Genomic DNA, 14,686 nt, shown 5'->3' on the forward strand with positions numbered 1-14,686 from the left:
CTCTCGTGCTTCCGCCCTGCCCGCCGACGCTCCGCCGACCATGACGTTGGCGGCGGCGCGCACGGCGTGCCGCACCGTCAACTTCATGATCGTCGCAGTGTGGGGGCGGGACGGGGACGGCCTCCGGGACCGGGGTCCGGGAGGCCGTTTCCGTGGGTGTCGGTCAGTCGGCGTTCGTCGCCTCGGCGGGCACGCCGGTGCTGCCGCCGCGGCGGCGACGGCGGCGACGCGGCTTGCTCGCCGCCTCGCCCTCCGCGGGCTGCGGTGCGGCAGCGGCGGTCTCGGCCGCGCCCTCGGTGCCGATCACCGCGGTCGGCTCACCGGCCACCGTCTCGCCGGCCCGGCGGCGACGGCGCCGACGCGGCGTACGCGAGGTCTCGTCGTCCCCGGCGTCGGCCTGCGGTGCGGACGACCCGGCGGACGAACCGCCCTCGTCACGCCGGCCACGACCGCGGTCACGGCCCTGCCCCTCGCCGCGCTCGCGGCCCCGGCTGTCGCCGCGCCGCGCGCCCCGGCGCGCCCGGCCACCGCCGCCCAGGTCCTCCTCGACCTCGGCGGACAGGCCGGCGCGGGTGCGCTCGGCGGTCGGCAGGGTGCCGCTGATCCCCGTCGGGATGTCCAGGTCGGTGTAGAGGTGCGCGGAGGTGTGGTACGTCTCCGGCGGCTCGGGCATGTCCAGCCCGAGCGTCTTGTCGACGATCCGCCAGCGGGGCATGTCGTCCCAGTCGACGAACGTCACAGCGACACCGGTGGCCCCGGCCCGGCCGGTACGGCCGATGCGGTGGGTGTAGGTGTCCTGGTCCTCGGGGCAGTCGTAGTTGATCACGTGGGTGACGCCGGTGACGTCGATGCCCCGGGCCGCGACGTCGGTCGCGACCAGGGTGTCGATCTTGCCGGCCCGGAACGCCCGCAGCGCCCGCTCACGCGCGCCCTGCCCGAGGTCACCGTGCACGGCGGCGACGGCGAAGCCACGGAAGTCGAGATCCTCGGCGACCCGGTCGGCAGCCCGCTTGGTACGGGTGAAGATCATGGTCAGCCCGCGGCCCTCGGCCTGGAGGATGCGCGCCACGATCTCGACCTTGTTCAGCGAGTGCGTGCGGTACGCGAGCTGCTTGGTCTGCGGCGACGGGCCGGTCTCGGCGGTGTGCCCGGCGTGGATGGTCACCGGGCGGCGCAGGAAGCGCCGGGACAGCGCGACGATCGGGTCCGGCATGGTGGCCGAGAAGAGCATGGTCTGCCGGTCTTCCGGCAGCATCGCCAGGATCTTCTCGACGTCGTCCAGGAAGCCCAGGTCGAGCATGCGGTCGGCCTCGTCGAGGACGAGCGCGCGGACCCGGTCGAGGCGCAGGTGCTTCTGCTTCTGCAGGTCCAGCAGGCGGCCCGGGGTGCCGACCAGGATCTCGACGCCCTTGCGGAGCGCCTCGATCTGCGGCTCGTACGCCACGCCGCCGTAGATCGGCAGCACCCGGACGCCCCGGGTGCGGCCGGCGGCGTCGAGGTCCTTGGCGACCTGGATGCCCAGCTCGCGGGTGGGTACGACGACCAGCGCCTGCGGGACGCCGTCGCTGCCCTCGGACGGGGCGAACACGCGCTCCAGCAGCGGGATGCCGAAGCCGAGCGTCTTGCCGGTGCCGGTCGGCGCCTGACCGATCAGGTCGACGCCGCGCAGCGCGATCGGCAGCGCGTACTCCTGGATGGCGAAGGCGCGGGTGATGCCGGCGGCGGCCAGCGCCTCGACTGTCTCCTGCCGCGCGCCGAGCGCGGCGAACGTGGGTGCCTCCGGGGGGACCGGAGCGGTGGGGGCCAGTGGCTGGCCGGAAATCTGCTCGCTCATATGGATTTGGGGGTGCCCTCTCGTGGTGCGCCCCTCAGGTCCTCAGGGCGCGATCGGTGTGGCGCGGGCCACGCGGTCAGGGGCGAGTTCGCCGAGCCGGACCGGGCCGCACGCGCGTCGGGGACCGGCGTTGATCAGCAAAGTGACCGAATCGGTGCCCACGGCAACTGTCTCATCCTACCTGAACGGTCACTGGGTCGTCCCGATTCCCAGGTGGTGGCCCTGCGCGCGGGGCGCGCTGTTGTGACTTGAGTCACAGATACGACGCGCACGGCCTGCGCCGCGCCGCGCTCAGCGAGAGGGGCGCGGCCGCGATCGAGGCTGATCCCGGGCTGTCGGCAGGCTGTCGATGTGGCCCGACGGCTGCTCGGTGAGGCGCTCTCCCAGGCGGGGCGGATGCCCGCCGCCCACCGGGGCGCACTCGATGCGCCGGGGCTGCTGCGCCGGTTGACCGGGGCGCACGCCGCGCGGACGACAGCGGTGTGGTCGAACAACTGAGCCGCCGTGGCGGGAGGCCCGCCACGGCGGCCGGTGCCGCGGGAATCAGCGAACGGTGAACCCGACCGCGCGAGGCGAGGCCTCGGCGATCTCGACGTAGGCGACCTTGCCGACCGGCACGATCACGCGCCGGCCCTTCTCGTCGGTCAGGGAGAGGGTGCCCTCACTCTTGGCGAAGGCGTCGGTCACGATCTGCTCGATCTCGGCCGGCGACTGCGCGCTTTCCAGGACCAGCTCCCGCGGCGCGTACTGCACGCCGATCTTGACCTCCACTGTGCCTCCTCAACTGGGGCGAAAAAGCCACCGTGGGAAGGCTATCCGATCCGGCGGCCCGATGTTCAGGCTGACTCACCTTGCAGCGGGAAGCTGGCGATGCCGCGCCAGGACAGGGCTGCGACCAGCGCCTCGGCCTCCGCCTTGGGCACCTGCCGGCCGCCGGCCAGCCAGAACTGGGCGGCCGTCTCGGCGGCACCGACCAGGCCCGAGGCGAGCAGTTCGGCGCGTGAGCGGCTGACTCCGGTGTCCGAGATGATCGTGTCGGTGATGGCCGCGATGCAGCCCTGCTCGACCCGCTCCACCCGCTGCCGCACCGCCGGGTCGTTGCGCAGGTCCGACTCGAAGACCAGCCGGAACGCCTCGCTCTCGTGGTCGACGAAGTCGAAGTACGCGCGCACCGCCGCGCCGACCCGCTCCTTGTTGTCGTTGGTGCCGCTCATCGCCGCCTGCACGTTTGCGACTATCGCGTCGCAGTGCGTGTCCAGCAGCGCGAGGTAGAGCTCCATCTTCCCGGGGAAGTGCTGGTAGAGCACCGGCTTGGAGACACCGGCCCGCTCGGCGATGTCGTCCATCGCGGCGGCGTGGTAGCCCTGCGCGACGAACACCTCCTGGGCGGCGGCGAGCAGCTGCTTACGTCGCGCCGAGCGGGGCAGGCGGGTGGGCCGACCGGCGGTCTGTGCACCGTTCCCCACTGCGGTCATCGGATCCTCCGAGTATCTGCGTACGAGCCGGCACGTATCACCCGAACCGGTCCGGGTTCGTGAACCCGTCGCGGAATTGGCCCGCCGCTGTAACTTATCGCCACTGTCACCACACGGTAGCCTCAGCGGGGGCGACCAAGGAGCGCGCGGTGAGTGAAACAGGGCAACCCGGAGCCGCCACCCCGGGAGAGCACGGCGACGGGACGGGCCAGCAGGACGACCCGGCCCGTGCCGGCGGCGGTTGGGCGCCCCCGCCGAACGGCTGGTCCCGCGGCGCTCCGGCGCCCGGCGGCTGGCCCTACGGCGACCTCGGCGGCTGGGCCGCCTCCTCGCCCCGGCACGGCGACCTGCCGGCCCCGCTGCCCGGCCACTCCGCGCCGGAACCGGCCCGCGCCAACGGCCGCCACGTCAACGGCGTGCACCACGCCGGTGAGGAGTCGCCAGTGACCCGCCAGGCGCCGGTCAGTGCCCCGCCCGCGGACGAGCCGCCCCGGCCCGCCGACGGCGAACGGCTGGCCGTCCCGGCCCCGCGCCCGGCGCCCACGATCGAACAGCAGACCGACCCGGGCGACGTCACCGGCTCCCGGCACGCCGCCGACGACCCGGCCACCCGGGCGCCGCGCTGGGCCGACAGCGGGCCGGCCTCCGCGCCCCCGGCCCTCCAGGTCCCGCCGGTCGGTGCCGCCGCCTCCGGTTTCGAGGTGCCGCCGGGTTTCCACGCGCCGAACACCGAATCCACCCCGTCACTGTCCCGGGGCTGGGCCGACCGGCCGGTCACTCCGGCGCCGGCGGCGAGCCGGCCGGAGCACGCACCGGGCGAGGTCCACCCGCCCGAGAGCCGGGCGGCCGCCGCCGAGCCGCGGGCCGCCGCCGATCCTCAGATGCCGGACGACCCGCGGGCCGCCGAACCGGACTGGTCGGGGCCGTCCTGGAACCGCCCGAGCTGGGGTGACGGCTGGGCTCCGCCGTGGGCCCGCACCGACGAGCCGCCGGCTGACCGGTCCGAGGAGCCACCGGCCCGCCGCACCGAGGAGCCCGCCGCCGAGCGGCGGGAGTGGGCGGACGACAGCGCCGCCCACCGCACCGTCCGCGACGACCGCGCGGCCGAGTGGGCGCCCGAGCCGGTGCGGCCGTACGAGCCGGCCCGCGTCGAGCCGCCCGCCGCCTACGAGCCACCCCGGCCCGAGCCGGTACGGGGATACGAGCCGCCGCGCGCCGAGCCGGTCCCCGCGTCCGAGGCGGCGCGGTCGTACCAGCAGTCCGCCGGTCCCGAGGCGGCGCGGTCGTACCAGCAGTCCGCCGAGTCCGAGGGGCCCCGGCAGTACGAGCCGGGTGCCGGGCCCGAGCCGGCGCGCGGGTACGAGCCGCCGGCCGGGCCGGAGCCGACAGTCGAGGCGACCCGGCCGTTCCGGCTGCCGCGGGGCGACGCCGAGCCGCCGCGCGGCTACGAGCGACCCTCGTGGGCCGCGCCGCCGGTGCCGGTCCCGCCGCTGATCACGCCCCCCGGTCCCGGGCCGGCGAGTGTCCCGCCCGCGCCCGGTGCGCCGCCGGTAACCGGTGCGCCGCCCGCGCCCGCCGGTGGATACGCCCCGGCGCCCGCCGCCGAACCGGCGGCCACCGCCCCGCAGGTCTCCGGCGTTCCCGCCACGAGCGGCACGCCGTGCCCCGACCAGACCCCCGCGCCCCACCCGACGAGCGCCCCTCCCTACGCGGCCCGCCGGTCCGCACCGGAACCGGTGCCGGCCGCCGACGCGGTCGCCGAGCCCCGACCGGAGGAACCGTCCCCCGTGCTGCCGCAGCGCGTCCCCTCGGAACCGGACGTGCCAGTCGTGCCGGAGCCACCGGCAGCGGAACCGTCCGCCGAGACCCCCGAACTCGCCCGCATCGCCACCCACCTGCGCCGTGACGACGAACCCGCGCCACTGCGGGAGCGGCCGGAGGGCTTCGACGTCAACGCGATCCTCGACGCGGTCCGGGAGGTGGCGGGCGTACGCGACGCCGCGCTGCGCCGTACCCCGGCCGGCGCGCACAGCCTCCGGCTGGACCTGTCCGACGGCGCGGACCCGGCCGAGGTGAGCCGCCTGGTGGCCCGGCTGCTCCAGGAACGGATGGGCCTGGCCGCCGCCCCGCAGAACCTGCCCGGTGCGCCGGCCGTGCCGCCACCGGCCCAGTTGCGCCGCCGGTCGGCCCGGCTGGACCGCTCCGGTGAGACGCGCGCGGGCGAGACCCGGGCTCCCGGGGCGCAGGCCACGCCGGGCGAGGCCCGTGCCGCGCAGCCCGAGCCGGGCGAGCCCCGTGCCCAGGCTCCCAACGGTGACGAGCCGGGCGGCGACGAGACGCCGGCGCGTACCGGCGTGGTCCGTCCGGCCGCGAACCGCTCCGGCGACGCGCGGTTCGGCGCGGACCGGCTCGTGCGTCCGGCCGAGGCGCCGGCCGACGGGGACGAGCCGCCGCGCCGCCGCCGTCAGGCCACCCACCGGGGCCGGGCCACGGTGGACGAGACGTCGCTCGCCGCCGCGCCGACCGGCATGTCCACCGGCAGCCCGGTCACGCTCGGTACGTCGTACTCCGGTGGTCAGATGACCACGACGGAGACCGCGCCGTCGCGGCCGCTGGACACCGGCGGCCTGCCGGGCCCCCGGGTGGTGATCGAGCACGTCCTGGTGAGCACGTTCGGCCTGGACGCCACCACCGAGGTGCGCCTGGTCGCGGGCGACCGGACGGCCGAGGGCCACGCGACCGGGCCGGCTGTCGACGGGTACGTGCTGCGGCTCTGCGCGGTGGCCGCCGCCGCCGCGGTGGACGAACTGCTCGGTGGGAGCGTCCCGGCCGGTGAGCGGGGCCGCTGCTTCGTGGAGCACGCCGCCGTGGTGCCGTTCGGCAACTGCGAGGTGGCGACTGTCGTGGTGCTGCTGGTCTGCGACGGCTGGGTGGAACAGCTGGCCGGCTCGGCGCTGGTGGCCGGGGATCCCCGGCAGGCGGTCGTGCGGGCCACGCTCGCGGCGGTGAACCGGCGGCTGGAGGCGCTGCTGTCCTGAGCGCCGGTGTGCGGTACGACAGTGCGGTGTGCGGTACGCCGCGGGCGGGGAAGACTGGAGACATGAAGCGCGCCGCACTGTGGCCGGAGCAGAGCCTTCCCGCACACCACGTCCCGCCGCCCTGGCCCGGCCGGCACGTACGCCTCGACGGCACTCTCGTGCACGTCCGCGACACCCCGGCCACCGGGCCCGGCGCGGAGCCCGCCCTGTACGTGCACGGGCTCGGCGGGTCGGCGCAGAACTGGACCGACCTGGCCGGCCTGCTCGCGGACCGGCTGGACGGCCAGGCGATCGACCTGCCCGGGTTCGGGCGCAGCGAGCCCGGGCCGCGCTACACCATCCCGTCCTTCGCCGAGCGGGTGATCAGCTGGATCGAGCACAGCGACAGGGGGCCGGTGCACCTGTTCGGCAACTCGCTGGGCGGCGCGATCTCGGTCCGGGTGGCGGCGCTGCGCCCGGATCTGGTCCGCACGCTCACCCTGATCTCGCCCGCCCTGCCGTTCCTGGACTTCCGGCGCTCGTTGCAGGGGCGGATGCTGCCGTTGCTGGCGATCCCCCGGGGCGAACGACTGGCCGCCTGGCGGCTGGCCCAGTTCAGCCCGGAGGTGACGGCGCAGCAGGTGATGGAGGCGTGCGTGGCCGACCTGACCCGGATCAGCGAGCAGCGCCGGCAGGAGGCGATCGACGAGATCCGGGTCCGGTACGAGGCGGCCCACTACGCTGCCGCGTACGTGCGCACGTTCCGGGGCCTGGTCGGCAGCTTCCTGCGGTCGTACCTGCCGGGTGAGGGCGCGCTCTGGCGGCAGGCGGCGGCGGTGCGGGCGCCCACGCTGGTGGTGGGCGGGCGGCAGGACCGGCTGGTCGACGTGCGGGTGGCGCCGCAGGCGGCCCGGGTGATCCCGGACAGCCGGCTGCTGATGCTCGACGGCGTCGGGCACGTGGCGCAGCTGGAGGTGCCCCGGACCGTGGCGCGGGCGGTGCTGGGGTTGCTCGCCGAGGCGACGCCGTCGCGCGCCACCGGCACGGGGGAGAGCGGAACGGGGCGTGACATGGCAGGCTGAGCCGGATGCCCCGCTCCCGTTCCTCCTTCCCGCACTGGCGTTCCGCGCTCGTGGTCTGCGCCTTCGTCACCGCCGCCGCGGTCGGCGTCGGCGTGGCCGTGCAACTGCCGTCGGCGGGTGCGGGCACCCGGGGCACCGACGGGTTCGTCGCCCAGCCTCCGGTCCCGACTGTGGCGCCGTCGACGCCGAGCGTCCCGCCGTCGCCCTCGGTGGTGCCCAGTTCCCCGGCCGCGCCGGTGCTGACGCTGTCCGGCCCGGGGCCGGCGAAGGGGCGGGGCAGCTTCGCGTACGACGACCGGACCAGCGGCGTGCTCGGCCGCTCGGGGCCGCTGCACCGTTACCGGGTGGCTGCGGAGAACGGCTCCGGCGAGGAGGTCCGCGACTTCGGCGAGGCGGTGCAGCGGGCGCTTGCCGGTCCGGGTGGCTGGGCCGGTGGCAGGCTGCGGTTGCAGCGGGTCGGCCCGGACAGCGGGCACGACTTCACGATCTACCTGGCGACCCGGGAGACGGCCCGGCGGCTGTGCGGGGCGGGCGGGATCGACATCCGGGTGGGCGGGGTGCCGTACACGTCGTGCCGGGTGCCGGGCAGGGTGGTGATCAACCTGGACCGGTGGCGGACCTCGGCGCCGCACCTGGTCGCCGCCGGGATGCCGCTGGACACCTACCGGCTCTACGTGGTCAACCACGAGGTGGGTCACCAGCTGGGGCACCGGCACGAGGGGTGCCCCGGCGCGGGCCGGGTGGCACCGGTGATGCAGCAGCAGACGCTGTTCCTCAAGGGTTGCCGGCCGAATCCGTGGCCCTACGTGGCCGGGAAGCGGTACACCGGGCCGAGCCTGTGATCGTCCGATCGTGAGGAACATTCGCGGCATAGGCGGCAAAAGCAGCTAAATGCCCGAATTGCATGGCACGCTGAGGTCATGACCTCGTCGTACCCCTACGACAGACCTGCCGCGCCGCCGCCCGAGCGTCCCACCCTGCGCCGGATGCGCCGTCGCCGTCGCCGCTCGGTGCTGCTGCTGGCGATGCTGCTCGCGGCCGTCAGCGGCGCGTTGGGCATCGCCCGGCTGAGCGCCCCTCCGGCCGGGCGCACGCAGCTGCCGCTCGCCGCCGAACCGTCGTTGGCGCGCGGCGCCGAGCCGGACCTCCCGGCCCCGGCGCCGACCGGCTACCCCACCGCCGGCCCCGGCACGTTCGCGGTGGCCCAGGGCCGATCTCCGGTACGCGGACACGACGGCCCGCTGCGCCGCTACCGGGTCGAGGTGGAGCAGGGTACGGGGCAGGACGCCGACGGCTTCGCCGCGACAGTGGACGCGGTGCTGGGCGACCCGCGGAGCTGGATCGCCTCCGGGGAGCTGCGGGTGCAGCGGGTGCCCGAGGCGGCGGCGGCCGACTTCACCGTCTACCTCGCCACCCCGGTCACCTCGGAGCGGATGTGTGCCGAGGGCGGCCTGCGCACCGACCGGTACACCTCCTGCCGGCTGCCCGGCCGGGTCGTGCTCAATCTGGCCCGCTGGATGACGGCGGTGCCCGACTACGGCGCCCCGATCGAGGTCTACCGCACGTACGTGATCAACCACGAGGTCGGGCACGAGTTCGGCGAGCTGCACCAGGCCTGCCCCGCGCCGGGGGCGCCCGCGCCGGTCATGCAGCAGCAGACGTACGGGCTGGACGGCTGCGTGCCGAACGCCTGGCCGTACGTCGGCGGGATCCGCTACTCCGGCGAGCCCACCGACGGCGTCTGAGTTATTCCCGGTCCCGCAGTTCGGGCGCAGTGTCCCTCATCATGGCCGATCCCCGTCCCGGCGAGCAACAATGGCGCGGTCACACCGCCGATCCCGGGGAGTCCACCGTGTCGTTGCCCCCGCTCGTCGAACCCGCCGCCGAGCTGACCGTAGACGAGATCCGCCGCTACTCACGCCACCTGATCATCCCGGACGTCGGGGTCGAGGGGCAGAAGCGGCTGAAGAACGCCCGGGTGCTCTGTGTGGGCGCCGGTGGCCTCGGCTCGCCGGCCCTGCTCTACCTGGCCGCGGCCGGTGTCGGCACGCTCGGCATCATCGACTTCGACACCGTCGACGAGTCGAACCTCCAGCGCCAGGTCATCCACGGCGTCTCCGACGTGGGCCGGTCCAAGGCCGAGTCCGCCGCGGCGTCGATCCGCGAGATCAACCCGCTGGTCAACGTGGAGATCCACAACACCGCGCTGGACCGGGAGAACGTCCGGGACATCTTCTCCCGGTACGACCTGATCGTCGACGGCACCGACAACTTCGCCACCCGCTACATGGTCAACGACGCGGCCGTGCTGCTCGGCAAGCCGTACGTCTGGGGTTCGATCTACCGCTTCGACGGCCAGGCGTCGGTGTTCTGGGCCGAGCACGGTCCCTGCTACCGCTGCCTCTACCCGGAGCCCCCGCCGCCCGGCATGGTCCCCTCCTGCGCCGAGGGCGGCGTGCTCGGCGTGCTCTGCGCGTCGATCGGGTCGATCCAGGTCAACGAGGCGATCAAGCTGCTCGCCGGCATCGGTGAGCCGCTCGTCGGCCGGCTGATGGTCTACGACGCCCTGGAGATGAGCTACCGCAAGATCAAGGTCCGCAAGGACCCGAACTGCGTGCTCTGCGGCGAGAACCCGACCCTCACCGACCTCATGGAGGACTACGAGGACTTCTGCGGCGCGGTCTCCGACGAGGCGCAGGAGGCGGTGGTCGACTCGACCATCACCGCGCTGGAGCTGAAGGACTGGCAGGACTCCGGCAAGGACATCTTCCTGGTCGACGTGCGCGAGCCCGCCGAGTACGAGATCGTCCGGATCCCTGGTGCGACGCTCATCCCCAAGGGCGAGATCCTGTCCGGTGAGGCGCTGGCGAAGTTCCCGCAGGACCGGCAGATCGTGCTGCACTGCAAGTCCGGCGTCCGCTCCGCCGAGGCACTGGCCGCGCTGAAGGCGGCCGGCTTCACCGACGCGGTGCACCTCCAGGGCGGCGTGCTCTCCTGGGTCAAGCAGGTCGACCCGTCGCTGCCCGCGTACTGAGTCGCGTCGATGGGCCCGCCCGGTGCGCCGGGCGGGCCCGTCGTGTTCTCCGGGGCCCTTGGCGTGGGCATACGCCGGGTCACGCAACCCCCACGGCGACCGGTGGGCCGGGGCGGTCCTGACCGAGCTACCGAGGCGTAACTTCGGCCGCGCCAGTACCGTCGGTGCCGTGGTGGACTTGGACGCGGCGATCGGATTCGTCGTCGCTCACGGTGACGCGGTGGACCGCGCCCGTCTCTCCCGGCTGCGCACCGGCGCTCCGGTGCCGCCCGGCGTGCTCGACGCCGCCGAGACCGGGCAGGCGCCCGGCGGCGGCTGGCCCGCCGTCCTCGACGGCGAGGTCGCCTCGATCGACGCGACCTGCTACCGCCTCGCCGAGCTGGACGACCTCGGGGCGCTGGGCCGCCCGGCCGCCCGGCACGCGTTGGACTGGCTGGCCGCCCGGCAACTGCCCGACGGCGGCTGGGACGAGGACCCCTCGCTGGCCGGGCTCGCCCCCGAGTGGGCCACGCCCGGCGATCCCGAGGCCCGGCTCTACCAGACCGCGAACGCGGGGTTCTGGCTGACCGTGGCCGGGCTGGACGCCCGCGCCGCCGGGCCACTCGACCACCGGGTCGGCGGCGCGTACGCCGGTGTGGTGCAGGCGGCGGCGCAGGCGCTGGCCGCGCAGCTCGCGCCGGACGGAAGCTGGCCGTCCTTCCTGCCCGCCGGCTGGCTCGCCGCCGCGGTGCTGCACCGCCAGCGGATGTACTACGAGTCGGCGCGCATCCAGGCGGTGCTGGCCGACCGGATCCCCCGGATGTCCCCGGCCGACGTGGCCTGGCTGGCCGCCACACTGCGCCGGGTCGACGTGGGCGAGGAGCAGTGGCTGCTGGTCTCCGCGCGCCGGCGGCTCGCCGAGACCCAGCGCAGCGACGGCGGCTGGGACAGCGACGACGGCCACCAGTTCGACGTGCACACCACGCTGCGGGCGATCCGCGCGTGCCGCCCGCACACGCCGGAGGCCCCGGTGTCCGGAGCGCCGTTCGTGGTGCCGCAGACCGCCGAGCTGCCCCCGCCACCCGCCGTGCCGATTCCGCGCCGGCCGGCCGTGGCCGCGCCACCACCCTCCGCCGCGCCTCCACCGCCCGCCGCCCCACCGCCTCCTGCCGTCCCGCCGCCTCCCGGCGAATCGCCGCCGCCGCACGTGCCGCCGGGATCCGGCCCCGAGTGGTCCCTCGGTCCCGGCCCTGATCCGTCGCCCGGTCCGGACGCCGGGCCCGCGCCGTGGTCGGCCTGGACGGTCCTGCCCGACCTGGCGGTGGAGGACGGCTCGGCGTCGGCGCCGGTGTCCCCGGGGATGCCCCCGCTCGTCGTGCCGCCCACGACACCGGGTGCCCCGGCCACCTCGGCGGACGGGGACCCACTCCAGCTCACATAGCCGGCCTCACTGTCAGCGCACGTGACCGTCCCCGGTGACCACGTACTTGGTGCTGGTCAGCTCCGGCAGGCCCATCGGGCCGCGCGCGTGCAGCTTCTGCGTGGAGATGCCGATCTCCGCGCCGAAGCCGAACTCGCCGCCGTCGGTGAAGCGGGTGGACGCGTTGACCATGACCGCTGCGGCGTCCACCCTGGCCACGAACTCCCGGGCCGCCCGCTGCGAGTCGGTGACGATCGCCTCGGTGTGGCCGGTGCCGTACCGGCGGATGTGCGCGACCGCGGCGTCGAGCGAGTCGACGACGGCGACCGAGATGTCGGCGGAGAGGTACTCGGTGCCGAAGTCCTCCTCGGTGGCCGCGACCACTGCGTCGGAGTGGGCTGCGACCTCGGGCGTGCCGTGCACGGTCACCCCGGCCTCGGCGAACGCGGCCAGCACGGCCGGCAGGAACCCGTCCGCGACGTCACGGTGCACCAGCAGCGACTCGGCCGTGTTGCAGGTGGACAGGCGCTGCGTCTTGGCGTTCAGCGTGACCGCCAGGGCCTTGCCGAGGTCGGCGGCGGCGTCCACGTACACGTGGCAGTTGCCCACGCCGGTCTCGATCACCGGCACCGTCGACTCCTCGACCACGGCGCGGATCAGCGACGCGCCGCCGCGCGGGATCAGCACGTCGACCAGGCCCCGGGCGCGCATCAGCTCCTTGACCGACTCACGGGTGCTGGAGTCGAGCAGCTGCACCGCGTCCGCCGGCAGCCCGGCGCCGGCGACCGCGTCACGCAGCACCGCGACCAGCGCCGCGTTGGAGTGCGCGGCCGACGAGGAGCCGCGCAGCAGCGCCGCGTTGCCGGACTTCAGGCAGATCCCGGCCGCGTCGACAGTCACGTTGGGCCGGCCCTCGTAGACGATGCCGACCACCCCGAACGGCACCCGGATCTGGCGCAGCTCCAGGCCGTTGGGCAGCGTCGAGCCGCGTACCACCTCGCCCACCGGGTCGGGCAGCGCGGCCATCTGGCGCAGCGCGTCGGCGATGGCGGCCACCCGGCCCTCGTCGAGCGCGAGCCGGTCCAGCACGGCCGCGGACAGCCCGGCGTCGCGCCCGGCCGCCAGGTCCGCCGCGTTCGCGGTCAGGATCTCCGGGGTACGCGCCACGAGCGCGTCGGCCATCGCGTGCAGCGCGGCGTCCTTGACGGTACGGGTGGCCGTGGCCAGGGCTTCCGCCGCGTCCCGGGCTCGCCGGGCCTGCTCGACGACGCTCATCGTGCGTACTCCTTCGGACGGGGTTCAAGGAGGGGCCCCTTCTTAACAGACGTCTGTTAAGAAGGGCCCCTTGCTTACAGCAGGACCAGGTCGTCGCGGTGGACGACCTCACGTTCGTACGCCGGGCCGAGCGCCGCGGCGAGTTCGGAGGTGGACCGGCCGAGCAGGCCGGGAAGCTCCACCGCGTCGTAGTTGACCAGGCCCCGGGCCACCGGCGCCCCGGCGGTGTCGACCAGGTCCACCGGGTCACCGGCGGTGAACGCGCCGTCGACGGCGGTGATGCCGGCGGGCAGCAGCGACTTGCGGCGGCCGACCACCGCCTGCACCGCGCCCGGGTCGAGGTGCAGCCGGCCCCGGGGGGCGGTGGCGTGCGCCAGCCAGAACAGACGGGCGGCGGGGCGGCGGCTGCTCGGGTGGAAGTACGTGCCGACCGGCTCCCCGGCGAGCGCCGGCGCGGCCAGCGGCGCGGCGGTCAGCACCACCGGGATGCCGAAGCCGGTCGCGATGCGGGCCGCCTCGACCTTCGTCACCATGCCGCCGGTGCCCACCCCGGCGCGGCCGGCCCCGCCGACGTCCACGCCCGCCAGGTCGCCCTCGCCGTGTACCTCGGTGATGCGGGTGCTGCCCGGGCGGGCCGGGTCGCCGGTCCAGAGCGCGTCGACGTCGGAGAGCAGCACCAGCAGGTCGGCGTCCACGAGCGCGGCGACGAGCGCGGCCAGGCGGTCGTTGTCGCCGAACCGGATCTCCTCGGTGGCCACCGTGTCGTTCTCGTTGACGATCGGCACGGCGTGCAGGTCGAGGAGCTTGCGCAGCGTCCGGTACGCGTTGCGGTAGTGCGCCCGCCGGGTCACGTCGTCCACGGTGAGCAGCACCTGCCCGACGGTGCGGCCGTGCCGGGCGAACGCGGCGGCGTACCGGCCGATGAGCAGGCCCTGGCCGACGCTGGCGGCGGCCTGCTGGGTGGCCAGGTCGCGCGGGCGCCGGGGCAGCCGCAGCGGGGCGAGCCCGGCGGCGATCGCGCCGGAGGAGACCAGCACCACCTCGCGTCCGGCGGCGGCGAGCCCGCCGAGCGTGTCGACGAGCGCGTCGACCCGGGCGTCGTCGAGGCCGCCCGTCGCGGTGGTCAGCGAGGACGAACCGATCTTGACCACGATCCGCCGGGCCGAGGTGACTGCTTCGCGCACCCGACCATTCTGCGCGCTGCGGTCTGCCGCGCCGCGGCGCGTTCCCATATCGTGGCAGCTCGTGACACCTGACGAGTACGTCGAGGCGGTGCTGGCGCTTGTCGAGCGGATTCCGCCGGGGCGGGTGATGTCGTACGGGGCGGTGGCCGACGCGCTGGCCGACCGCTCGGGGCGGGCGTCGCCACGGCTGGTCGGCTCGATCATGGCGCGGCACGGTGGCGGCGTGCCGTGGCACCGGGTGGTGAACTCGGCCGGCCGGCTGCCGCCGGGTCACGAGCGCAAGGCGCGGGAACGGCTGCTCGCCGAGGGGTGCCCGCTGCGCGGGGACCGGGTGGACCTGGCGGCGGCGTCCTGGTCGCCGGACGAGGGGATGTGACGCGGGCCAT

The 14,686-nt window shown here is 75.3% G+C and carries 12 protein-coding genes and 1 pseudogene; 8 read left to right on the forward strand and 5 right to left on the reverse strand.

Translation table 11 applies throughout. The features are described 5' to 3' along the window. Nucleotides 1-163: 163 nt before the first annotated feature. Nucleotides 164-1,834, reverse strand: a complete 1,671-nt coding sequence (locus tag AB0D28_RS07965) for a DEAD/DEAH box helicase (protein WP_357383450.1) — start codon at nucleotides 1,832-1,834, stop codon at nucleotides 164-166. A 351-nt stretch (nucleotides 1,835-2,185) separates the two neighbouring features. Between AB0D28_RS07965 and AB0D28_RS07970 the strand changes: the two genes are divergently transcribed. Beyond that, nucleotides 2,186-2,332, forward strand: coding sequence for a hypothetical protein (locus AB0D28_RS07970; RefSeq protein WP_357383452.1), 147 nt, complete (start codon nucleotides 2,186-2,188; stop codon nucleotides 2,330-2,332). Between the two features lie 45 nt (nucleotides 2,333-2,377). On the opposite strand, the gene AB0D28_RS07975 is transcribed toward AB0D28_RS07970, so the two are convergent. Continuing rightward, nucleotides 2,378-2,605 carry a DUF3107 domain-containing protein gene (locus tag AB0D28_RS07975; protein ID WP_013288692.1) on the reverse strand — a complete coding sequence of 76 codons (228 nt, stop codon included), beginning with the start codon at nucleotides 2,603-2,605 and terminating at the stop codon, nucleotides 2,378-2,380. Between the two features lie 65 nt (nucleotides 2,606-2,670). Continuing rightward, nucleotides 2,671-3,309 (reverse strand): TetR/AcrR family transcriptional regulator, encoded by a 639-nt coding sequence (locus AB0D28_RS07980; protein ID WP_357383454.1) that lies wholly within the window; start codon nucleotides 3,307-3,309, stop codon nucleotides 2,671-2,673. A 149-nt stretch (nucleotides 3,310-3,458) separates the two neighbouring features. Here AB0D28_RS07980 and AB0D28_RS07985 point away from each other — a divergent pair, with 149 nt between their 5' ends. The 6 genes and pseudogenes from AB0D28_RS07985 to AB0D28_RS08010 all read left to right on the forward strand — a co-directional run. Continuing rightward, nucleotides 3,459-6,347 (forward strand): hypothetical protein, encoded by a 2,889-nt coding sequence (locus AB0D28_RS07985; RefSeq protein WP_357383456.1) that lies wholly within the window; start codon nucleotides 3,459-3,461, stop codon nucleotides 6,345-6,347. A 62-nt stretch (nucleotides 6,348-6,409) separates the two neighbouring features. Next, nucleotides 6,410-7,408 (forward strand): alpha/beta hydrolase, encoded by a 999-nt coding sequence (locus tag AB0D28_RS07990; RefSeq protein ID WP_357383458.1) that lies wholly within the window; start codon nucleotides 6,410-6,412, stop codon nucleotides 7,406-7,408. Between the two features lie 5 nt (nucleotides 7,409-7,413). Continuing rightward, nucleotides 7,414-8,250: a DUF3152 domain-containing protein gene (locus tag AB0D28_RS07995; RefSeq protein WP_357383460.1), complete on the forward strand. Its 837-nt coding sequence runs from the start codon at nucleotides 7,414-7,416 to the stop codon at nucleotides 8,248-8,250. A gap of 78 nt (nucleotides 8,251-8,328) precedes the next feature. Further along, a complete protein-coding gene (locus AB0D28_RS08000) occupies nucleotides 8,329-9,153 on the forward strand; it encodes a DUF3152 domain-containing protein (RefSeq protein WP_357383462.1) in 825 nt (274 codons plus the stop codon). A gap of 41 nt (nucleotides 9,154-9,194) precedes the next feature. Further along, on the forward strand, nucleotides 9,195-10,442 hold the full coding sequence (gene moeZ / locus AB0D28_RS08005) for an adenylyltransferase/sulfurtransferase MoeZ (RefSeq protein WP_357383464.1): 1,248 nt from the start codon (nucleotides 9,195-9,197) through the stop codon (nucleotides 10,440-10,442). 157 nt (nucleotides 10,443-10,599) lie between these two features. After that, nucleotides 10,600-11,430 (forward strand): annotated as a pseudogene (locus AB0D28_RS08010) (hypothetical protein); the annotation flags it as partial. Nucleotides 11,431-11,874: 444 nt separating this feature from the next. On the opposite strand, the gene AB0D28_RS08015 reads toward AB0D28_RS08010, so the two are convergent. Next, entirely contained in the window at nucleotides 11,875-13,116 is a 1,242-nt protein-coding gene (locus tag AB0D28_RS08015; RefSeq protein ID WP_357383466.1) for a glutamate-5-semialdehyde dehydrogenase, read from the reverse strand. A gap of 74 nt (nucleotides 13,117-13,190) precedes the next feature. Then, nucleotides 13,191-14,348: a glutamate 5-kinase gene (gene proB / locus AB0D28_RS08020; RefSeq protein WP_357383468.1), complete on the reverse strand. Its 1,158-nt coding sequence runs from the start codon at nucleotides 14,346-14,348 to the stop codon at nucleotides 13,191-13,193. A 13-nt stretch (nucleotides 14,349-14,361) separates the two neighbouring features. Between proB and AB0D28_RS08025 the strand changes: the two genes are divergently transcribed. Further along, a complete protein-coding gene (locus AB0D28_RS08025) occupies nucleotides 14,362-14,676 on the forward strand; it encodes an MGMT family protein (protein WP_260039899.1) in 315 nt (104 codons plus the stop codon). Nucleotides 14,677-14,686 lie beyond the last annotated feature (10 nt).

The sequence above is a fragment of the Micromonospora sp. NPDC048169 genome, from assembly GCF_040652815.1.
Taxonomy (GTDB): Bacteria; Actinomycetota; Actinomycetes; order Mycobacteriales; family Micromonosporaceae; genus Micromonospora.

What these genes read in the sequence shown, in the direction of transcription:
- moeZ (WP_357383464.1), top strand. Translation starts at nt 9,195, where the DNA reads ATGGCCGATCCCCGTCCCGGCGAGCAACAATGGCGCGGTCACACCGCC.
- AB0D28_RS07995 (WP_357383460.1), top strand. Translation starts at nt 7,414, where the DNA reads ATGCCCCGCTCCCGTTCCTCCTTCCCGCACTGGCGTTCCGCGCTCGTG.
- AB0D28_RS08000 (WP_357383462.1), top strand. Translation starts at nt 8,329, where the DNA reads ATGACCTCGTCGTACCCCTACGACAGACCTGCCGCGCCGCCGCCCGAG.
- AB0D28_RS07980 (WP_357383454.1), bottom strand. Translation starts at nt 3,309, where the DNA reads ATGACCGCAGTGGGGAACGGTGCACAGACCGCCGGTCGGCCCACCCGC.
- AB0D28_RS08015 (WP_357383466.1), bottom strand. Translation starts at nt 13,116, where the DNA reads ATGAGCGTCGTCGAGCAGGCCCGGCGAGCCCGGGACGCGGCGGAAGCC.
- AB0D28_RS07965 (WP_357383450.1), bottom strand. Translation starts at nt 1,834, where the DNA reads ATGAGCGAGCAGATTTCCGGCCAGCCACTGGCCCCCACCGCTCCGGTC.
- AB0D28_RS07990 (WP_357383458.1), top strand. Translation starts at nt 6,410, where the DNA reads ATGAAGCGCGCCGCACTGTGGCCGGAGCAGAGCCTTCCCGCACACCAC.
- proB (WP_357383468.1), bottom strand. Translation starts at nt 14,348, where the DNA reads ATGGGAACGCGCCGCGGCGCGGCAGACCGCAGCGCGCAGAATGGTCGG.